Genomic DNA, 20,683 nt, shown 5'->3' on the forward strand with positions numbered 1-20,683 from the left:
GAAAAATTGTTTGCAAAGGTCACAAAAGTGTCATAATTGTTTCCCATAATGCATAGCGTTGATTACATAGAAAGGTTATTCAAATGTCTAGAAGGATTCTGGTTGTTGAAGACGAAGCACCCATTCGCGAAATGTTGTGTTTCGTGCTTGAGCAAAAAGGTTATCAAGCTGTTGAAGCGGAAGATTACGCCACGGCGGTGAGTAAACTGGCTGAACCCTTTCCCGATCTTGTGTTATTAGATTGGATGTTGCCCGGCGGGAGTGGTATCAACTTTATTAAGCATATGAAGCGTGAAGAATTAACACGCAACATTCCTGTTGTGATGTTAACCGCCCGTGGTGAAGAAGAAGATAAAGTTCGCGGCCTTGAAGTGGGTGCGGATGATTATATAACTAAACCTTTTTCGCCTAAAGAGTTGGTAGCTCGTTTGAAAGCGGTTATCCGGCGCGTCACACCGACAGCTCTGGAAGATGTGATCGACGTGCAAGGATTGAAGTTAGATCCTGTCTCTCATCGAGTAACGGCCAATGATAATGCCTTAGAGATGGGGCCGACGGAATTCAAAATGCTACACTTCTTTATGACGCACCAAGAACGCGTCTATAGCCGTGAGCAGTTATTGAACAATGTGTGGGGTACCAACGTTTATGTTGAAGACCGCACTGTCGATGTTCATATACGCCGTCTGAGAAAAGCGTTAGAAGAGGCTGGCCACGATAAATTAATTCAAACAGTACGTGGTGCCGGTTATCGCTTTTCATCCAGAACATAAAGGATTAATTAAGGTACGAAATGGTTGAACGTTTAACGTGGAAAAGGCTGGCTTGGGAGCTGGCTTTTTTTTACTCTCCTTGGATTATCGTTGGCTGGATCTTTGGCCATATGGCTTGGCTGCTGCTAGCGGCTACGGCGTTGCAACTGATTTGGCATTTGCATAACCAAATGCGTTTGTCGGCTTGGTTGTGGGATGAAAAACGTTTAACGCCGCCTTCCGGGACTGGAAATTGGGAATACCTGTTTAATGGGATTTACCGTTTACAGCAACGCCAACGTAAAAAACGCAAAGAACTGACCAATTTGATCCGCCGCTTTCGTAACGGGGCTGAGTCGCTACCCGATGCGGTGGTGGTGTTCCGTGACGAAGGGAATATTGTTTGGTGTAACCGACTTGCACAGCACCTGCTCGGTTTTCGCTGGCCAGATGATGCAGGTCAACCTATCTCAAATTTATTGCGCGCCCCTGATTTTATCAAATATCTGCAAAAAGATGATTTCACAGAACCACTTGAAATGCGCTCTCCACTTAATGTGGAGCGAATGCTAGAGCTGCGTATTGTGCCTTACACAGAAGGTGAGCATTTGATGGTTGTGCGTGATGTCACTCAGTTGAAACAGTTAGAAGGCATGCGCCGAAATTTCTTTGCTAACGTTTCTCATGAACTGAGAACGCCGATGACGGTGTTGCAAGGGTATCTTGAGATGACAGAAGATCCTGACATGCTGGTAGGGCCGATGTGGCCTAAGGCACATGGAGTGATGACTGAGCAGTTAAACCGTATGAACAGTTTAGTCAATCAACTGCTGACGTTGTCAAAAATTGAAGCGGCGCCTATGCATGAGCTGGATGAAGTGGTTGATGTTCCGGCTATGTTGGAAGTACTTGAAAAAGAAGCGATCAGTTTAAGTGGCGATCATCATCACCGACTGTATTTTGATGTCGATAAGCGACTTAAAGTATTGGCCGATGAAGATCAACTGCGCAGTGCTATATCAAACCTTGTTTATAACGCCGTCAAATATACGCCTCCGGGAGCGGAAATTAATGTGCGTTGGTATCAAAACGCGCAAGGTGCTTGTTTAGACGTGGTAGATAAAGGGGAAGGGATTGAGCCACAGCATTTACATCGTTTAACGGAACGTTTTTATCGTGTCGATAAAGCACGTTCGCGAGATACTGGAGGAAGTGGGCTTGGGCTCGCGATTGTTAAGCATGCATTGTCACATCATGACACGCATTTGCAGATTCACAGTGAAGTGGGTGTTGGCAGCAAATTCTCTTTTATTTTGCCTAAACGTTTGGTTGTGCTGTCATGATACATCGCATATTTACAGCCTTTCTCTATTTTTACTTGCTGGTTACCACGAACGCCGTGATCGCTCAGCCGCTCATGGATTACTCAAAAACTAACGGTGTTGCAGGTAGTTTACTTTCTGTGGGGTCAGACACTCTTTCAGGAATGACGACGCTCTGGGTTGAAGAGTTTAATACGATCTACCCAAATATCAATGCTCAAGTACAAGCCTCAGGTTCTTCCACAGCGCCTCCTGCTTTAACTGAAGGAACGGCGCAATTTGGCCCAATGAGTCGACCGATGCGTGGTCGTGAGATTGAAGCATTTGAACGCGCACACGGTTATAAGCCGACGGCATTGCGGGTTGCGATAGATGCCATTGGTATTTTTGTACATCGAGATAATTCAATCAAAGGGCTTAATTTTACTCAATTAGATAGTATTTTCTCATCCACGTTGCGCTGCGGTGCTACACAACCGACCAATACTTGGGCGCAATTGGGCGTTGATGAGGATTGGGCCAAGCGGGGAATTCAACTGTTTGGCCGAAATTCGGTGTCGGGAACTTATGGCTATTTCAAACAAAACGCACTGTGTGGTGGCGATTTCAAAAAGGGAGTAAACGAGCAGCCGGGATCGGCATCGGTTGTACAATCGGTTGCCTCATCGATCAATACTATCGGTTATTCTGGTGTTGGTTATCAGGTTTCTGGTGTGAAATTGATTCCGATAGCCAAACAAGGCGATCAGTTTATTGCCGCAAGTTATGAAAATATTCTATCAGGTGCTTATCCGTTATCTCGCTATTTGTATGTGTATGTGAATAAACATCCTAATCAGGATCTGCCACCCATGCAGCGCGAATTTATCCGTTTCATTTTTTCTAAGCAAGGACAAGCGATTGTTGGGAAAGATGGTTATGTGCCTGTCAGTGCCGAGTTTGCTCAACAAGAACTAGCCAAAGTGGGCATAAAATAACGAGCGGTTCGCTCGCTATTTTTTTAATCAAACCCAATTCAATTTAAACATTGAGCTGCCAACCGACACTTCGCCAATACTGTTGTTCGCACATCAGATCCGCATGTAATAATTTATTATTTTCTAACCAATTGGCGTCTTCACATTCAAGTTTCCACTCATCATCTTTTGCGCTGAGCGTTAACTCAGGAAGAGGATCATCATTACGTTGGCTATTGACAACAATCGCTAAACGCAACACGCGGATGAGGCCAATAATGTGCTTTTTCTTAAACAAGGTGAAATCATTCATTTCTTGCAGCTTGAGGGATTTGCGTTGAAAGCGCGCTAAGGTCGACAGCACTTGCTGTTGCTCGCTGTTAAAACCGGGCATGTTGGTGTGACGCAAGATATAAGCAGAGTGTCGGTGAAAGCCTTGTAAGTTGATGCTCAATCCCACCTCATGCAATAACGCTCCCCATTCCAAAAGATCAAACAGTTCGCTGCCTTTTTTCAATCCTAGCTCTGGGGTCACATTCTGTAGGAATTCCTTCGCATGGCCTTTGACTTTAGCGGCATGCTCTAAGTCGACTAGATGCTTCATCGCGAGGTTTTCAGTGGTGCGTAAACGGATATCGGAATACTTGAACCGATCTTCCATCTCATAAAGCAAACCTTCTCGTAATGCACCATCAGAAAAATGCATCTCTTTCACACGCAGCGATTTTAAAACCGCGCTTAAAATGGCAACTCCCGCAGCAAAAACGGGTTTTCTATCGTCAGTCAATGCGCTGAGTTCGATCTCATCAATACTTTGCCATTCACAGAGTTTTTCAATGAGTTTATTGACTCGCTCAAGCGTGATGATGCCATCATCAAAGCCCAAACCAATCAGTACTTCGTGAATGGCTTTGATGGTTCCTGACGAGCCGAAGGCGACTTCCCACCCTTTTTTGCGATATTTCGCCGCAATAGATTCGATTTTTTGCTCGGCGGCTAATATCGCATGAGCGAAGTTTCTGCTTGAAAGCCTACCATCAGCGAAGTAACGGTCGGTATAGCTGACGCATCCCATTTGCTTGCTGTTGATTAGGTCTGGATCAAACCCTTGGCCAATCACCATCTCGGTACTACCGCCACCGATATCCACCACCAACATAGACGCTGCTTGAGGTTGAGTATGTGCCACGCCTAAATAAATTAAGCGTGCTTCCTCAGCTCCGGGAATGATTTCAATAGGGAAAGGCAGTACCTGTTTGGCTCGTTGCAAGAATGTATGAGCATTATTGGCTTGACGCAGCGTATGCGTGGCCGCGATGCGCACGTTTTCAGGTTCGAAACCTTGCAACCGCTCGGCAAACATCGCTAAGCATTCAAGTCCTCGCTCTATGGCATCGGCATCCAAATTTTTTTGTTCATCTAACCCAGCCGCCAAGCGTACACGTTGCTTATGGCGGCTCACCAGTTGTAGATCTTGATCGACGACTTTGGCCACCACCATATGAAAGCTGTTAGAGCCTAAATCGATGGCCGCAATATCGCGAATAGTATTAGTTGGGTTGATTGTCATGTAAGGGTTCTTTGCTCTTTCTGGTCTGTCTTTCTACATTCTTAAGATAGTCGTAGATGGCAAATTGTGAACGCACTTTTTTACGGTTACCACGTTCTACATAATTATTGCTCATCTCTTTGTCTATCCAGCGCGCTTTCACTGTATCGGTAAATTGTAAATTCATAATGTCAATCATACGCTGTTTCAAGCGTGGGTCACGAATTGGTGTCGTTACTTCGATACGATGATCGATATTGCGCGTCATCCAGTCGGCAGAGGAGATATACACCAGCGGGTTGCCATCATTATGCGTAATAATGACACGAGGGTGTTCCAAAAAGCGATCAACGATGCTGATGATTTTGATATTGTCACTCACGCCCTCAATTCCCGGAACCAGTGAACACATACCCCGGACGATCATCTTAATTTGTACGCCCGCGCTGCTTGCGCCATACAGTTTATTGATTAACCCTTTATCCACTAAGTTATTTAACTTTAAAGTGATTGCGGCTTTTTTACCAAGTTTCACATTGGCGATTTCACTGTCGATTAATCGATAAAGCTGAATACGAGAGTTTCTTGGCGACACAATGAGATGGCTAAATTTAACTGGGCGGTAAGGGTTTTCAATATAGCCAAACACGTTTCGTACTTCGGTAGCAATTTCATTGTCGGCGGTCAGGAGTGAAAAGTCCGTATAGATACGGGCGGTTTTTTCATGGAAGTTGCCTGTGCCTATGTGTGCGTAGCGAACGATGTTGTCCTGTTCTTTGCGGCTAATGAGCAGCAATTTAGAGTGAATTTTTAATCCGGGAGCCCCGAAAATTACTTGGACCCCCGCTTCGGTCAAAATACGTGACCATTCAATGTTGGCTTCTTCATCAAACCGTGCTTGTAACTCAACCACTACCACCACTCGTTTGCCATTGTGTACTGCATCGACGAGCGAGTTCATTAAGCGAGAATCTTTGGCAACACGATAAATATTGATTTTGATGCTGATCACTTTGGGATCAAACGAGGCTTGTCTTACCAACTCGGTAATGTGTTCAAATGAGTGGTAAGGATAGTGAAGTAGAATATCCTGAGCGCGAATTGCATCAAATGCATTGGCAAAACCTTCAAAGTCAGCACATTGCATCGGTGGTAGCGGCTTGTTTTCTAAATAGTCACGCCCCACGTTTGGGAACCCAATGAAATCTTTAAAGTTATGGTAACGACCACCAGGAAGAAGGCTATCATAGTGCGATATTTTGAGTTTTTCGCACAAGAATTTAAGCATTTTTGTCGGCATTTCACGTTCATAAACAAAGCGTACGGGCATAGCACTTAAGCGTTGATTCAACCCTTCTGACATCTGTTCTAACAAACTGTATTCGACTTCCCGTCGCAAGTCATATTCCGCATCACGTGTCATTTTCATCGCGTAACCCGTGAGCTCTTCATAGTCAAAAAATCCGCGGAAAATCTCATCGAGACAGTGGCGAATGATGTTGTCCAATAAGATGATGGTTTTGCGGCGTTTGCCCTTTTGCTCCGGCACCATGACAAAGCGCGGTAGGTGGTCTGTCGGGATTTCAATCAGCGCATATTGGCTGCGGTCATTGTGTTTGAGATCAACGGCAATGTAGGCGTATTCATCTTTCAAAAATTGCATGACATCAATGTCGTCAGTCATGAGCAGCGGTGTGATATGCGGGCGTACTTCTTTATGGAAATACTTGGTGATCCATTTTTTCTGAGTCTCATCCAACTGCGTTTCGTTAACCAAGAAGATACGGCGACGTGCCATTTCTAAAATAAGCTCATTATAGAGATTGTCGAAATCTTGGTTGAGTTTGAACGCCTTACTTTGCATTCGTGTCAGCAAGTGCTTGGTAGTATCGTTACCACCACGTTCTCGGTTGATCAAAATTTGCCGTTTTACATCGGAAAAGCGAACTTTATAGAACTCATCCAGATTGTTAGAAAAAATACCTAAAAATCGTATTCTCTCGATTAAAGGCACGGTTTTGTCTGCGGCTTCTTGCAATACGCGTTCATTAAACGAAAGCCAGCTCAATTCCTTGTCGATATACAACTTGTCCGTACTCATTCATGTTACCTTTTAACTCAATTGACGTTTTTTACTGACTCACCCTCTGTGTGCTGATTGTGCGATTCTGCACAGCAATCAATTCGGGTATTGATGATTATGCAAACTATGCCTTTTATGTGACATTTTTATTTCAAGTAGGCAAGTTGAGTATAGTTGTTTTATTTTCAGTCGTTTATTGCGAGTTGTAATATACTTGTCACGAAAATTACATATTATACGCAGACAAGAAAAAGGGTAGAGAGAGCAATGGCACCAAGTGAATTTTCATTGAAGGAACGTGACAGAAAACGGTTGATAAAAGACCGTTTGGTTCGCCTTGCAGTGAGTTTTGGTGGCGTGAGTGTACTTGGCGCTTTAGTGCTGATTTTTGTCTATCTTGCGATGGTTGTTTTCCCTCTGTTTGGTAGCGCAAAAATTGAAAGGAACGTGGCGCAAGTGAGTATAACCACTTCCAATCCTCAATTTTTGGCCATAGATGAATACGGCGAGAATGCCTTTGTTGTTGACCTTGATGGCAGCATGAACTTTTGGCCCTTGGACGGCAAAACGGAACACGCATTGTGGTCGGATAGTCTCCCTATTCGCGTTGATCTTTTTAGCCAAGCTCCCCCGCTGGATGGATGGTTTGCCGCTAGCAATGTGGCGGGAGAGGTCTTTATTGCTCGCCCTAAATTCAGTTATCTGCATAGCGTGGAAGGTCGCCAGTTTTCTCCTTATCTTGAGCGCGTCAGTTTACCCTCTACATTTCGGTTGACTCATAAAACGCAAACGTTACGCCAGTTTGCCTTCGCTGTTACTGATGAGGCACTTTTCTTCGCTTCTTATCTCGATAATGATGAGGTGATAGTACAAACCTTAACGAGTGATAACGTCGAGCCAATTCAGCGCTTTGTGTTTCAAGGCTCATTTCCTTCTTTGGACCAATTGCTTTTTACGCCAGATGGTAAAACGCTTTATCTTCGCTCAGGGTCCGAATTGGTTGTTGCAGTTAAGAGTCGTCAAGGTTATTTCGTGCGAGAAGTGGTTGATTTAAGCCAAGGTAATTCCGATCGAGCCGTGACACAAATCAACTTATTGTCCGGTGCTTATTCGCTACTGGTGACTCACCGTAACGGCTTAGTGTCACAATGGTTTGATGTGCTGCAAAATGAAGAACGTCAACTGACTCAGATTCGTAAGTTTAAATTAGCGCCGCAGGTGACGCTGTTACTGCCGGATACTTATCGCAAAGGTTTTTACAGTTTCTACCCTAATGGCACAATCCAAAGTCACTATACGACCAGTGAAAAACTGGTGTTGTTTGAGAGGATGTACAACAAAGCCCCTCAATTGGCCGCCATGTCCAATAATGAGCTTTATCTCGCTACGTTAAGCGAGCAGAAGATCAGCGTGGCAAAAGTGGATAATGATTATCCTGAAATATCACTCTCATCATTGTGGCAAAAAGTGTGGTACGAAAGTTATCCTGAGCCTCAATATGTGTGGCAATCGACGTCAGCGAACGATGAATTTGAGCCTAAGTTTAGTCTAGTACCGATAGCCTTTGGCACTCTTAAGGCCGCAGCATACGCAATGTTATTTGCGATACCGATTGCGGTGTTTGGCGCGATTTACACGGCTTATTTTATGTCACCGAGAATGCGCCGAGTGGTGAAGCCGTCGATTGAATTGATGGAAGCGTTACCAACCGTCATTATTGGTTTTTTAGCGGGGTTGTGGTTTGCGCCATTAATTGAAAGCCATCTCGCGGCGGTCGGAGCGCTGCTGCTATTTTTACCCATTGTGATGTTACTCGTTGGGCTAGGTTGGCACCTATTACCGAGAGCATGGGTGCGAAATTTCTCAAATGGATGGCACGCATTGATACTAATCCCCGTATTAGTCGTTAGTGCAGTGGTTATCTTTTCGTATAGCAGCCAAATTGAAGTTTGGCTATTTGATGGCGATATTCAGATTTATCTCGCGCAAAACGGCATCGATTTTGATCAGCGTAATGCGCTGGTGGTTGGTTTTGCTATGGGCTTTGCCGTCATTCCAACCATTTTCACTATTGCGGAAGATGCGATCTTTTCCGTACCTAAACATCTTTCTGATGGGTCATTAGCATTAGGCGCAACACCTTGGCAGACATTAACCAAAGTCGTGTTGTTAACGGCAAGTCCTGGCATATTCTCGGCGATCATGATGGGGTTGGGGCGAGCCGTCGGAGAAACAATGATCGTTCTTATGGCGACGGGTAATACACCCATTTTAGATTGGAATATTTTAGAAGGGATGCGCACCTTATCGGCAACGATTGCGGTTGAGTTACCAGAGTCGGAAGTGGGAAACTCCCATTACCGGTTGCTTTTTTTAGCGGCACTATTGCTACTCATGTTCACCTTTTGTGTGAACTCGATTGCTGAATGGGTCAGACAAAGGTTGCGTGCCAAATATCGCGCTTTGTAATCAATTGGGAAAAATCATCACAAATGTTTAAGTGGTTTCAATCAGGTTCACCTTGGATATGGTTAACAGGCGGTGCTGTCAGCATCAGCCTGATTTCGGTATTGGGCTTGCTCCTGTTTATTGGTTGGAAAGGATTAACCTATTTTTGGCCGACGCCACTTTATCAATGGCAAACTCAAGAGGGGCAAGCACTGGTTGGTCAGCTCTACTCTGAGGAAAATGTGTCATTAACACACTTAAGAGCGTTAGATATTACATGGCCCAAAGCCATACTGGATGCTGGGGAAGTGAAGCGGCTCAGTATCAAAGTCGCTAACCGAGAGCGAAATCATGCGGACTTTGTCTCGATACTGGATGTTAAACTGTCGGATAAACAAATGCCTAGCGGGTGGGCGGTAATAGAACGTAAGAGTAACGGACAGTTTTATGGCAAGCCGATTGTTTATGTGCAAACCGATGGAAGCGAGAGTTCGGATGTTCAGACCATGCTCGCTGCAGGAATGCAGGATGTCGCGTTATTGAGAGAGCAAATTGACGATGTGATTGACCAAGAGATCCGAGTCATTGGCTTTGCCGCGGAAAAATTACGTTTAGAGAAGCGTCGTAAAGAACTCAATGGAAAGCTAGAACGAACCTATTTAGAGCACTATTTTCATAAAAAGCAGGATTTGGATAGCCAATTAGCTATTGCCGAACAAAAGTTAGATGCGCTGCGCCAGCAAATGAATGGGCCGTCGTTGATTGTTGAAGAGATGAGTGGGCAACGAGTGGCGATTCCACTTAGCCAAATTCTCGATATTTGGTATCCCAATGATATGACTTTGGGGCAAAAATTGGTCCAGTGGGGAAAGCAGGTGTGGCTCTTCCTATCAGAAGATCCCCGAGAATCGAACTCTGAAGGCGGCGTATTTCCAGCCATCTTTGGTACAGTGCTGTTGGTGTTGTTGATGTCGATTATTGTCATGCCACTTGGTGTTGTAGCGGCTATTTATCTGCACGAATACGCAAAAGAGAATCTGTTTACTCGTATCATTCGAGTTGCAGTTATCAACCTTGCTGGTGTGCCATCGATTGTTTATGGGGTGTTTGGTCTTGGTTTTTTTGTTTACACCATAGGCTCCTCGATTGATACGCTACTCTATAGCGAAAGGTTACCGGCCCCCACTTTTGGCACGCCTGGCTTACTGTGGTCGGCGCTCACATTAGCGGTGTTAACTCTACCCGTAGTGATTGTGACGACGGAAGAAGGGTTAACACGGATTCCCAGCGCAGTACGCCATGGCTCGTTAGCATTGGGCGCTACCCATTTTGAGACGATTTGGCGCATAGTATTGCCGATGGCAAGCCCTGCGATTATTACTGGGCTTATTCTCGCCATTGCGCGAGCCGCGGGTGAGGTTGCCCCTTTGATGCTGGTGGGTGTGGTCAAACTGGCGTCAAGTTTGCCTGTGGATGGCGAATTTCCCTTTGTACATCTTGAGCGAAAATTCATGCACTTAGGTTTTCATATTTACGATGTTGGTTTCCAAACGACCAACATCGAAGCGGCTAGGCCACTGGTGTACGCCACTTCATTTTTATTGGTGACAGTGATTGTGGCACTGAATTTAACGGCCATCAGTATCCGCAATAACTTGCGTGAGAAATATCGAACGTTAGGGCAAGATTAATTATGTTTTCCATCAATCAAACTTTGGGTTATCACGCCCCGTTAGATGTTAATAATCTGAGCGATCAACAAACGGCGATTGCGATTGAAGATCTGAATCTGTTCTATAAACAGACTTGTGCGCTGAGCCATATCTCAATGCGTATTCCCAAAGGACAAGTAACGGCGTTTATCGGCCCTTCCGGTTGTGGTAAGTCAACCTTACTGCGCTGTATTAACCGGATGAACGATCTGGTCGAAGGGTGTCGAGTTGAAGGTGAAGTCAAACTTCATGGTAGAAACGTCTATCACCCAGATGTAGATGTTGCCACGTTGCGCCGCCGAGTGGGGATGGTATTCCAACGACCTAACCCATTTCCGAAATCCATTTATGAAAACGTGGTGTATGGACTTCGTCTACAGGGAATTAAAAATAGCCGTACCTTAGATGACTCCGTTGAGCGAGCTTTAAGAGCCGCTGCGTTATGGGATGAAGTGAAGCATCGCCTACATGAAAATGCATTTGGCCTTTCGGGTGGGCAGCAGCAACGCTTAGTGATCGCCAGAGCGATTGCTATTGAGCCAGAGGTGCTGTTGCTTGATGAGCCCACGTCTGCTTTGGATCCTATTTCTACTTTGACCATCGAAGAGTTGATTAACGATCTCAAAACCAAATACACAGTGGTGATTGTGACGCATAACATGCAACAAGCGGCAAGAGTGAGCGACCATACGGCTTTTATCCATATGGGAAAATTGATTGAGTATGCGGATACTGACTCTATTTTCACCTCCCCATTGAAAAAACAGACGGAAGACTATATTACTGGTCGATATGGTTAATACTTTCGTCAATAGCGATATTCAAAAGGAACGATGATGCATCTAGGTCGCCACATTTCAGGACAGTTCAATGTTGAACTTGAATCGATTCGCACTCATGTATTGACGATGGGCGGGCTGGTAGAGCAACAACTCTCTTTTGCGATGCAAGCATTGCATAAAGATGATGCCGATCTGGCCAGAAAAGTCGTTCGGGATGATCACAAAGTGAATGCGATGGAAGTTTCTATTGATGAGGCTTGCACGCGTATTATCGCTAAGCGACAACCGACAGCCAAGGATCTGCGCTTGATCATGGCGATCATCAAAACCATTACCGACCTTGAACGAATTGGTGATGTTGCCACCAAAATTGCCTACGTCACTATCGAAAGCCCTTCACCTAAAGAGAGCAAATTTCGAGTTTCTCTTGAACCCTTATGCCGGCAAGCCATTGCAATGTTGCACCAAGTGTTGGACGCTTTTGCGCGGATGGATCTTGAATCTGCTGCTGAAGTGTACCGCTTGGATGACAAGCTGGATGCCGAATACGAAGCCGTGATACGCCAACTGATGACCTATATGATGGAAGACCCTAAAAATATTCCACATATATTACAAGTCATGTGGTCTGCACGAGCCATCGAACGCGTGGGCGATCGCTGCCAGAATATCTGCGAATACATCATCTATTTTGTCAAAGGTAAGGATGTGCGCCACTTAGGTAAACAATCGATTGATGACATCCTCAAATAGCCTTTTGGGTAAAGTAAGGCGAAGGAAAGTTATTCACCTTACATCAAGACATAACGGTCGCCGAAGTTAAGAAAGCTGGCGTAATACCTCTTGGATTTTAGCCGGATCGGTAATTGGGATGAGGGTGTCATCGACAGACTCTTGGCCCATTTTCACCGCATTGGCGATCATATCCATGCTACTTGCACGCGTGGTTTTGCCGGACAAATGCACTTCAGTGATGCCCGTTTCACGGATAATGTCAGTCACGTTTGATGCGTTTAAGCCAGCCCCAGCCATAATAGAGAATCGACCATTCGCCAGTTTCACCATGTGTGCAATTACGGCTCGTCCTGCATAGGCATCTGGCGCTAACCCTGAAGTAAGTACACGCTCACACCCTAATTTTGCAATGTCTTCAATCGCTTGTTCATAGCTGTGGCATTGATCAATCGCACGGTGGAAAGTGGTACCCAATCCTTGCGCGGCTTGCATCATCAGTAAGCTTGCTTCAAGGTTGATGGTGCGATTCGGATTCAAAATACCAAAGACGATGCCGTCTAGTCCCGCCTGTTTTGCCATCTCGATATCGATCAACATCGAATCGAGATCATCCTGATCATAAAGAAAGTCGCCTTGACGCGGACGAATCATCGCGTAAACAGGAACGCTCGATATTTGTGCGGCCTTTTTCATTAAACCAAAGCTGGGCGTCAGTCCACCCAATGCGAGCGACGAACACAATTCAATGCGAGTAGCCCCGCCTTTAATGGCGTTGTGTAGCGATTCAATATTATCAATACACACTTCAACTTGAATATTCATAGCAAAGTCCTGCTGGAAAAATTTGGTTAATGTTAGCAAGTTAGAGTAGTGACGTCTGTGTGATTGAGGTAAGAAATAGGGGTAAAGTTTACCAACCAATGCTGCCTCATTTTCGCTAAATGAATGCCAAAGAAAAAGCCCAAAGCGTTAGCTTTGGGCTTGGATAAGGACTTTACTTCTTAACTGATTGGCGATGCGTTTTACGCTTTATTATATGTCCAACCATTGACCCGAGTTGAGCGCGGGCTAAGGAGAATTATTTCTTGCCTAGGTCGTCTGAGTGCTCAGCTAGGAATGCTGCAACACCTTTTGGAGATGCATCCATACCGGCTTTGCCTTCTTCCCACTGTGCTGGGCACACTTCACCGTTCTTTTGGTGGAAGTTAAGCGCATCAACCATACGTAGCATTTCGTCGATGTTACGGCCTAGTGGTAGGTCGTTCACAACTTGGTGACGTACAAGACCATCTTCGTCGATGAGGAAAGAACCACGGAAAGCAACGCCTGCTTCTGGGTGCTCAACATCGTACGCTTTACAGATTTCGTGCTTCACGTCAGCGATTAGCGGGTATTTTACTTGGCCAATGCCACCGTTTTCGATAGCGGTATTACGCCATGCGTTGTGAGAGAATTGAGAATCGATAGATACACCGATTACTTCAACGCCTTTCGCTTGGAAATCTTCGAAGCGTTTGTCAAAAGCGATAAGCTCTGATGGGCAAACGAAAGTGAAGTCTAGTGGGTAGAAGAAAACAACCGCTTTCTTACCTTTAGTAAATTCTGCGAAGTTGAAGCTATCAACGATTTCACCGTTACCAAGAACAGCTGCTGCAGTAAAATCAGGGGCTTTACGACCAACTAGTACCATTTTTTTGCTCCTAAGAATAAGGTTTAGTTCCAAACCAGTGATGAGCACTGGTCCAGTCCGTTTTTGAACGAGACAAACTATAGTACAGATTGTAGGATAGTAAAAAGCGAAATAAATAGATTAGTCTCATCGAAAAAAGCGATGAGCTCTAATGACGGAATCAGAAACGGTACTCAAACAAGATAGTAGTAGAACGATGAATAAATGGCCCAGTTTGAAGCAGTTGCACTATTTAGTAACACTCTACGAAACACGGCACTTTAGTGATGCCGCTGAACGTTGTTTTGTTAGTCAATCTACCCTAAGTAAAGGGATCCAAAATTTAGAGGAATTAATAGGCTGCCCGCTTTATGAAAAGGATAAGAAAGCTCCGTTAGTGTTTACTCAAGCGGGAGAGCTGGTTGTTAGCCAAGGAAGAGAGTTACTTGCCAAAGGACAAGATTTAGTGGAACTCGGCAAGGTTTGCCAAGGCGATGAGATGCAAGGTCAGCTTAAGCTGGGTTGTATTCCAACCATTGCTCCATTTTTACTGTGTGATTTAGTGCAAGAAGTGAATGTCCGCTTTCCGAAGTTGAACTTATTATTACGAGAAGATACGACGACGAACCTTTTGGCTGCACTGCGTCATGGAGAGCTTGATGTGTTGATTTTGGCTTTGCCTGTCGATATCGGCAAAATGGAGAGCCGAGTCGTGGGGATTGATCCATTCAAAATGGTGATCAGCCGTCATCAAATGGATAGCATCCGTGTGCCAATCAAGTATGCTGACCTGCCTGATGAATCGGTGTTTTTGCTCGAAAATGTGCATTGTTTAACGGATCATGCTGTGTCGGCTTGCAAGTTAACCGCCAAAGAGAAAATTAATCCATTTACCGCAACCAGTTTACATACCTTAGTGCAGATGGTCGCCAATGGTTTAGGGACGACTTTCATTCCACAAATGGCAATCAATCATGGCTTAGTTGAAAACCAAAATTTAGTGGTCATCGAGCCTCCTGGTCAGCAAGCGTATCGAGAGATTGGTTTAGTTTGGCGGCCAAGTTCATCGCGAACTCACACTTTTAAGCAGTTAGCGGATGTGGTTTCTGGTTTACTTTAGCGATTAGTCTTACTCTTTCCTTTGCCTAAAAAATCAAAAAGTCACTTTTAATGTGGCTTTTTTTAGTTTTTTATTCTGTTAGTGTTTTTAAACTTGTAAAATTTTACAAACAATTCTTGATGAAGTTTTCATAAAATCAAAAATCTTTACAGCCACAATTTTACACATCCTATTTTCTCTTGCGTTTAAAAATAAGCCATCTGTCTCGCTCGGTTAGTCGTAAATTCAAGCCTTACTGCGTCCCACATCATTTCGAACGTCTGTTTAAAACTAAAATCTGCCTTTTTGATCTGTGTAATAAAATAACGTAATAACTTTCATGTTTAACAAGGAAATCAAACATAGGTTTGAAACGGGATAAAACTTTGTTTTTAACCTTTTATTAACTTTGTCTCTTTTGCTGAATGATGAGTTGATGTAAGGTTTAATAAGGTTTTGTAAGACTTATGTCTAGCTTGGTTAGGCTTGAAATATTGGATTTACTGAGAGAAAGTGTCGGTAGAGATAAGTCAGTGGATAGCAAAAAATGAGCATTTGAATTTGTGGTTTTTAAATTACAAATGTAGTTGGAATGGTTTTAAGGAAGAACGTTATGTTTGCACAGATCCCAGAAACAGAGTTAGCACTCAGCAAAGAACACCACGAAGCCAAGCTTGAGGTTGTTGGTGCCGTTGGCCCACATCACCAAGCTATTTTCCCTTCAGAAGCCCAAATCTTCTTGTCCACTCTGTGTGCTAAATTTGCAAGCCGTGTTGATTCGCTGCTGGATGCACGAGAAGAGCGACAAACACGTATTGATAACGGAGAACTGCCGGATTTTCTCAAGGATACGCAAGATATTCGCGAAGGAAGCTGGAAAATTCTCGGTATCCCACACGATTTACAAGATCGTCGAGTGGAGATTACGGGGCCAACCGACCGAAAAATGGTGATCAATGCATTGAATGCTAACGTCAAAGTGTTCATGGCGGATTTTGAGGATTCGATGTCGCCAGCATGGGATAAAGTGCTGGATGGGCAAGTCAATTTGCGTGATGCCATTGAAGGAACCATTAGCTATACCAATCCTGACAATGGTAAGTGCTACCAGCTTAAAGATAACCCAGCGGTGCTCATTTGTCGGGTACGCGGTCTGCACCTTAAAGAAAAGCATGTTAAATATGCAGGGCAAAGTATTCCGGGTTCGCTGTTTGATTTTGCACTCTACTTTTACAACAACTATAAATCATTGCTTAAAAAAGGCAGTGGCCCTTATTTTTATCTTCCAAAACTTCAGGCCTATCAAGAAGCAAAGTGGTGGAGTGACGTTTTCCATTTTACCGAAGAGTATTTTGGGTTAGAAACTGGCACCATTAAAGCCACCGTATTGATTGAAACCTTACCCGCCGTGTTCGAGATGGACGAAATATTGTTCTCGCTTAAAGAACACATTGTCGGCTTAAATTGTGGCCGCTGGGATTACATTTTCAGTTATATCAAGACATTGAAAAATTATCCGGATCGGGTGCTACCAGATCGCCAAGTTGTCACAATGGAAAAGCCGTTTCTTAACGCCTATTCACGCTTGCTGATCTACACCTGTCATAAGCGTGGCGCATTTGCGATGGGCGGTATGGCCGCGTTCATTCCAGCTAAAGATCCCCAAGAAAATCAGTTGGTTCTCGATAAAATTCATCACGATAAATTACTCGAAGCCAATAATGGTCATGACGGTACTTGGGTTGCCCATCCCGGTTTAGCGGATACGGCAAAAGCGGTCTTTGACCAAGTACTTGGCGAACGTTGTAACCAATTAGATGTTACGCGTCTGTCTGATGCGCCGATTCATGCCAATGAGCTGTTGACCCCGTGTGAAGGGGAACGTACCGAACATGGCATGCGTCATAATATTCGAGTTGCACTTCAGTACATCGAAGCATGGATCTCCGGTAATGGCTGTGTCCCCATTTATGGTTTGATGGAAGATGCGGCGACCGCAGAGATTTCTCGAGCGTCAATATGGCAATGGATCAAGCATGGAAAAGCCTTGGATAACGGTCAGATTGTTACCAAAGCGCTTTTTGAGCAGTATCTTGCGCAAGAAATTGAAGTTGTGAAACAGGAAATCGGCACGCAGCGATTTGCACAAGGACGATTTAGCGAAGCGGCACAATTGATGGCTCGCTTAACTACCAGCGATGAGCTGACACATTTTCTCACCGTTCCGGGTTATGACTACCTAGATTGATGAGATTTAAAACCAATAACTAATAACCAATTACTGACAACCAATAACGTGAAGCTGTTTTCAAAAGCAGAATAGGTCGTACTGCTGAGAAAAGGATGACAGTGCGCTTGCGCATCAAAATAAGAGGGATAGACCATGACATTAACTCGCCGCCAACAAATCGAAGCTCTAGAAAAAGATTGGGCAACCAACCCACGCTGGAAAAATGTAAAGCGTACTTATACTGCTGCTGAAGTGGTTGACCTGCGCGGTTCAATCACTCCAGCCAACACCTTGGCCCAACGTGGCGCTGATAAATTGTGGTCACTGGTTAACGGCAGTGCCAAAAAAGGTTATGTGAACTGTTTGGGTGCATTGACAGGTGGTCAAGCGGTACAACAAGCCAAAGCGGGAATTGAGGCGATTTATCTCTCCGGCTGGCAAGTAGCGGCAGACAACAACACCGCTTCCACCATGTACCCAGACCAATCGCTCTATCCAGTCGATTCTGTTCCATCGGTGGTCAAGCGCATCAACAACTCGTTTCGTCGTGCCGATCAAATTCAGTGGGCGGCTGGAAAATCACCGGAAGATGAAGGTGGTATTGATTACTTCTTACCGATTGTTGCTGATGCTGAAGCCGGTTTTGGTGGCGTGCTCAATGCTTACGAGTTGATGAAGTCGATGATTGAAGCAGGGGCGGCCGGTGTGCACTTTGAAGATCAGTTGGCGTCAGTAAAAAAATGCGGACACATGGGCGGCAAGGTTCTGGTTCCGACTCAAGAAGCGGTTCAAAAATTGATTGCGGCACGTTTGGCCGCTGACGTATCAGGGACAACCACTTTGGTCATTGCTCGTACTGATGCAAACGCGGCGGATCTACTGACCTCGGATTGCGACGCATACGATCGTGATTTTATCCAAGGTGAGCGTACTCAAGAAGGTTTCTATCGCGTGAATGCTGGGATTGAGCAAGCGATTTCACGCGGCCTCGCTTACGCGCCGTATGCTGACCTCGTGTGGTGTGAAACCGCTAAGCCTGATTTGGATGAAGCCCGCCAATTTGCCGAAGCAATTCTAGCGCAATACCCAGATCAACTGCTGGCTTATAACTGTTCTCCCTCTTTCAACTGGGAGAAAAACTTGGATGCAGACACCATTGCTCGTTTCCAGCAAGAGTTGTCGGACATGGGGTACAAATATCAATTCATCACCTTAGCGGGCATTCATAACATGTGGTACAACATGTTTGAGTTAGCACATGCTTACGCGCAAGGCGAAGGTATGCGTCATTACGTTGAGAAAGTTCAGCGTCCAGAGTTTGAAGCAGCATCAAGAGGTTATACCTTTGTTGCACACCAACAAGAGGTGGGAACGGGTTACTTTGACCGGATGACCAATACCATCCAAGGTGGCAGCTCTTCCGTGACCGCGTTAACGGGCTCTACCGAAGAAGACCAATTTTAATTAGCTATACTTCCCAATCATTATCTGTGTAACACCTTTGAGCGGCGTAAGCCGCTCTTTTTTATGTGAGGTACTTATATTAGGGAGTGAGCGTTATTCAATATCGACTTCGTCCGGTTCACTCTCTTCTTGTAGCTCAAGTAAGGTAACGGCTACCCCAATAAAGTCCGTGTCAGTAATAATGCCCACTAGTTGGCCTTTATCTACAACGGGTAAGCAGCCTACTTTATGTTTTTGCATGTAGATAGCACTCTCTTTTAACCCCGCTCGCGGGTCAACCGTCATAATTTCAGTATGCATCACCTCATATAACGGTGTTGTCAGTGTATATGATTGATCTTCAGGGATGTTTTTTAAGCTCGACTCTTGCGCGGCAAGAATATCTCGATGAGTAATGATACCGAGTAGTTTTTTGTGTGGATCGACGATAGGGATGTGGCGAATATCCAACGCTTCCATAGTGTGCTTAGCATCGGCTAACGTGTGTGTACGCAACAGGGTATGGGGGTTGCGAGTCATCATGTCTTCTATTTTGATCATAACGAGCTCCTTTTTATTATTGACCTGATTCAACTATAGTTTTTTCTGCGCAAAATATCTGAGAGCTCCCGCTATTTTTACTTTGATTGATGCGTAAAGATTGGGTGCCATTTTCATGTTTAATTACATTAAATTTAGATCTGGGTCTGACGAGCGAAGGTGTTTACGTATATACTACGGCGCTTAAAAAAATTACGTCATCCACTCAAAACGAACAAGATAAGAACTATGCAAGTTTCAGACTTTCACTTTGAACTTCCCGATGAGCTGATTGCTCGTTACCCAACGGCTGAACGTACGGCGAGTCGCTTACTGCAATTAGACGGTAACAGCGGTGAACTGGCGGATGGCTCATTTAAAGACGTTCTTGACCGAGTTCAGCCCGGCGATTTATTGGTTTTTAACAATACACGTGTCATTCCGGCTCGCATGTTTGGGCGCAAAGCTTCAGGCGGTAAACTGGAAGTATTGGTCGAACGAATGTTGGATGAACAGACGATTTTAGCTCATGTTCGCTCATCTAAGCCGCCAAAACCGGGCAGTGAGTTGTATTTAGGAGAGCATGACGAATATCATGCACACATGGTGGCTCGCCATGACGCGCTGTTCGAGATTCGTTTTACAGCGTCAAAGACGGTACTGGATATCTTAAACGAGATTGGCCATATGCCGTTGCCACCTTACATTGACCGCCCTGATGAAGATGCTGATAAAGAGCGTTATCAAACCGTATACAACCAAAAACCGGGAGCTGTCGCTGCACCGACCGCCGGTTTGCATTTCGATGAGGCTCTGCTTGAGCAAATCAAAGCGAAAGGCGTCGAATTTGCTTATGTAACCTTGCATGTTGGCGCTGGAACCTTCCAGCCAGTACGAGTCGACAATATTCACGATCACCATATGCATGCAGAATATGTTGAAGTGCCACAAGAGGTAGTCGATGCCGTCAACGCGACGAAAGCGCGTGGTGGTCGAGTGATCGCTGTTGGAACTACGTCGGTGCGCTCACTGGAAAGTGCCGCGCAAGATGCGCTTAAAAAGGGCACTGAGCTGGTTCCTTTTTTTGGCGATACTGAAATTTTTATCTTCCCTGGTTATGAGTACCAGTTGGTGGATTGCTTAATCACCAACTTCCACTTACCAGAGTCGACACTGATTATGCTCGTCAGCGCTTTTGCAGGTTATGAGCATACTATGGCCGCGTACGCGCATGCCGTGAAACATCAATATCGTTTCTTTAGTTATGGTGATGCGATGTTTATCACCAAGAACACCAATTAACGAGTGCTAGCATTACGCTAGGAGAAGAAGCTCCGCTTCGTTTTTCGCTAGGAATTGGCGA

Annotated in this window: 16 protein-coding genes; 11 read left to right on the plus strand and 5 right to left on the minus strand. The window is 44.9% G+C overall.

The genetic code is table 11. The annotated features are described in order from the left end of the window. Positions 1–83: 83 nt before the first annotated feature. Genes phoB through B9J87_RS04050 form a run of 3 tightly spaced genes read left to right on the plus strand, consistent with a single transcriptional unit; the run spans position 84 to position 3,051 of the window. Positions 84–773: a phosphate regulon transcriptional regulator PhoB gene (gene phoB / locus B9J87_RS04040; RefSeq protein WP_094149423.1), complete on the plus strand. Its 690-nt coding sequence runs from the start codon at positions 84–86 to the stop codon at positions 771–773. Positions 774–793: 20 nt separating this feature from the next. Beyond that, on the plus strand, positions 794–2,095 hold the full coding sequence (gene phoR, locus B9J87_RS04045) for a phosphate regulon sensor histidine kinase PhoR (RefSeq protein ID WP_094149425.1): 1,302 nt from the start codon (positions 794–796) through the stop codon (positions 2,093–2,095). Beyond that, complete coding sequence (locus B9J87_RS04050) at positions 2,092–3,051, plus strand: PstS family phosphate ABC transporter substrate-binding protein (RefSeq protein WP_094149427.1); 960 nt, start codon at positions 2,092–2,094, stop codon at positions 3,049–3,051. Before phoR ends, B9J87_RS04050 begins: the two co-directional genes overlap by 4 nt. 43 nt (positions 3,052–3,094) lie before the next feature. On the opposite strand, the gene ppx is transcribed toward B9J87_RS04050, so the two are convergent. Next, the gene (gene ppx, locus B9J87_RS04055) at positions 3,095–4,600 is read right to left on the minus strand and encodes an exopolyphosphatase (protein ID WP_017046241.1); all 1,506 of its coding nucleotides are present in this window, start codon (positions 4,598–4,600) and stop codon (positions 3,095–3,097) included. Then, a complete protein-coding gene (gene ppk1 / locus B9J87_RS04060; RefSeq protein ID WP_013857518.1) occupies positions 4,581–6,680 on the minus strand; it encodes a polyphosphate kinase 1 in 2,100 nt (699 codons plus the stop codon). The genes ppx and ppk1 overlap by 20 nt, the downstream gene beginning before the upstream one ends. 249 nt (positions 6,681–6,929) lie before the next feature. On the opposite strand from ppk1, the gene B9J87_RS04065 reads away from it, so the two are divergent. From B9J87_RS04065 to phoU, 4 genes are read left to right on the plus strand one after another with little or no spacing between them, the layout of a single operon-like run. Next, positions 6,930–9,131 carry an ABC transporter permease subunit gene (locus B9J87_RS04065; protein WP_094132127.1) on the plus strand — a complete coding sequence of 734 codons (2,202 nt, stop codon included), beginning with the start codon at positions 6,930–6,932 and terminating at the stop codon, positions 9,129–9,131. Between the two features lie 23 nt (positions 9,132–9,154). Continuing rightward, positions 9,155–10,801, plus strand: coding sequence for a phosphate ABC transporter permease PstA (gene pstA / locus B9J87_RS04070; RefSeq protein ID WP_094149429.1), 1,647 nt, complete (start codon positions 9,155–9,157; stop codon positions 10,799–10,801). A 2-nt stretch (positions 10,802–10,803) separates the two neighbouring features. Continuing rightward, positions 10,804–11,622: a phosphate ABC transporter ATP-binding protein PstB gene (gene pstB / locus B9J87_RS04075; RefSeq protein WP_010320428.1), complete on the plus strand. Its 819-nt coding sequence runs from the start codon at positions 10,804–10,806 to the stop codon at positions 11,620–11,622. A gap of 36 nt (positions 11,623–11,658) precedes the next feature. Further along, on the plus strand, positions 11,659–12,357 hold the full coding sequence (gene phoU / locus B9J87_RS04080; protein WP_010320427.1) for a phosphate signaling complex protein PhoU: 699 nt from the start codon (positions 11,659–11,661) through the stop codon (positions 12,355–12,357). Positions 12,358–12,423: 66 nt separating this feature from the next. Here phoU and B9J87_RS04085 read toward each other — a convergent pair whose 3' ends face one another. Together B9J87_RS04085 and B9J87_RS04090 are read right to left on the minus strand one after the other, a co-directional pair. Beyond that, positions 12,424–13,260, minus strand: coding sequence for a copper homeostasis protein CutC (locus B9J87_RS04085; protein ID WP_013857514.1), 837 nt, complete (start codon positions 13,258–13,260; stop codon positions 12,424–12,426). A gap of 157 nt (positions 13,261–13,417) precedes the next feature. Next, a complete protein-coding gene (locus B9J87_RS04090) occupies positions 13,418–14,029 on the minus strand; it encodes a peroxiredoxin C (protein ID WP_010320425.1) in 612 nt (203 codons plus the stop codon). 196 nt (positions 14,030–14,225) lie between these two features. On the opposite strand from B9J87_RS04090, the gene B9J87_RS04095 reads away from it, so the two are divergent. The 3 genes from B9J87_RS04095 (at position 14,226) to aceA (ending at position 18,801) form a co-directional block, all read left to right on the plus strand. Further along, a complete protein-coding gene (locus tag B9J87_RS04095) occupies positions 14,226–15,128 on the plus strand; it encodes a hydrogen peroxide-inducible genes activator (RefSeq protein WP_013857512.1) in 903 nt (300 codons plus the stop codon). A gap of 592 nt (positions 15,129–15,720) precedes the next feature. Further along, on the plus strand, positions 15,721–17,355 hold the full coding sequence (gene aceB / locus B9J87_RS04100) for a malate synthase A (RefSeq protein WP_094149431.1): 1,635 nt from the start codon (positions 15,721–15,723) through the stop codon (positions 17,353–17,355). A gap of 135 nt (positions 17,356–17,490) precedes the next feature. After that, the gene (aceA, locus tag B9J87_RS04105; RefSeq protein WP_013857509.1) at positions 17,491–18,801 is read left to right on the plus strand and encodes an isocitrate lyase; all 1,311 of its coding nucleotides are present in this window, start codon (positions 17,491–17,493) and stop codon (positions 18,799–18,801) included. Positions 18,802–18,894: 93 nt separating this feature from the next. On the opposite strand, the gene B9J87_RS04110 is transcribed toward aceA, so the two are convergent. Further along, positions 18,895–19,341, minus strand: coding sequence for a CBS domain-containing protein (locus B9J87_RS04110; protein ID WP_038171482.1), 447 nt, complete (start codon positions 19,339–19,341; stop codon positions 18,895–18,897). 228 nt (positions 19,342–19,569) lie between these two features. Here B9J87_RS04110 and queA point away from each other — a divergent pair, with 228 nt between their 5' ends. Continuing rightward, positions 19,570–20,622 carry a tRNA preQ1(34) S-adenosylmethionine ribosyltransferase-isomerase QueA gene (gene queA, locus B9J87_RS04115; protein ID WP_094149433.1) on the plus strand — a complete coding sequence of 351 codons (1,053 nt, stop codon included), beginning with the start codon at positions 19,570–19,572 and terminating at the stop codon, positions 20,620–20,622. The last annotated feature ends 61 nt before the right edge of the window (positions 20,623–20,683 follow it).

The sequence above is a fragment of the Vibrio sp. V19_P1S1T109 genome (genome assembly GCF_002241375.1).
In the GTDB taxonomy this organism is placed as follows: Bacteria; Pseudomonadota; Gammaproteobacteria; order Enterobacterales; family Vibrionaceae; genus Vibrio; species Vibrio anguillarum.

Excerpts from the sequence above, each read along its gene's own strand:
- phoB (WP_094149423.1), top strand. The coding sequence starts at position 84 with ATGTCTAGAAGGATTCTGGTTGTTGAAGACGAAGCACCCATTCGCGAA.
- phoR (WP_094149425.1), top strand. The coding sequence starts at position 794 with ATGGTTGAACGTTTAACGTGGAAAAGGCTGGCTTGGGAGCTGGCTTTT.
- B9J87_RS04050 (WP_094149427.1), top strand. The coding sequence starts at position 2,092 with ATGATACATCGCATATTTACAGCCTTTCTCTATTTTTACTTGCTGGTT.
- ppx (WP_017046241.1), bottom strand. The coding sequence starts at position 4,600 with ATGACAATCAACCCAACTAATACTATTCGCGATATTGCGGCCATCGAT.
- ppk1 (WP_013857518.1), bottom strand. The coding sequence starts at position 6,680 with ATGAGTACGGACAAGTTGTATATCGACAAGGAATTGAGCTGGCTTTCG.
- B9J87_RS04065 (WP_094132127.1), top strand. The coding sequence starts at position 6,930 with ATGGCACCAAGTGAATTTTCATTGAAGGAACGTGACAGAAAACGGTTG.
- pstA (WP_094149429.1), top strand. The coding sequence starts at position 9,155 with ATGTTTAAGTGGTTTCAATCAGGTTCACCTTGGATATGGTTAACAGGC.
- pstB (WP_010320428.1), top strand. The coding sequence starts at position 10,804 with ATGTTTTCCATCAATCAAACTTTGGGTTATCACGCCCCGTTAGATGTT.
- phoU (WP_010320427.1), top strand. The coding sequence starts at position 11,659 with ATGCATCTAGGTCGCCACATTTCAGGACAGTTCAATGTTGAACTTGAA.
- B9J87_RS04090 (WP_010320425.1), bottom strand. The coding sequence starts at position 14,029 with ATGGTACTAGTTGGTCGTAAAGCCCCTGATTTTACTGCAGCAGCTGTT.
- B9J87_RS04095 (WP_013857512.1), top strand. The coding sequence starts at position 14,226 with ATGAATAAATGGCCCAGTTTGAAGCAGTTGCACTATTTAGTAACACTC.
- aceB (WP_094149431.1), top strand. The coding sequence starts at position 15,721 with ATGTTTGCACAGATCCCAGAAACAGAGTTAGCACTCAGCAAAGAACAC.
- aceA (WP_013857509.1), top strand. The coding sequence starts at position 17,491 with ATGACATTAACTCGCCGCCAACAAATCGAAGCTCTAGAAAAAGATTGG.
- B9J87_RS04110 (WP_038171482.1), bottom strand. The coding sequence starts at position 19,341 with ATGATCAAAATAGAAGACATGATGACTCGCAACCCCCATACCCTGTTG.
- queA (WP_094149433.1), top strand. The coding sequence starts at position 19,570 with ATGCAAGTTTCAGACTTTCACTTTGAACTTCCCGATGAGCTGATTGCT.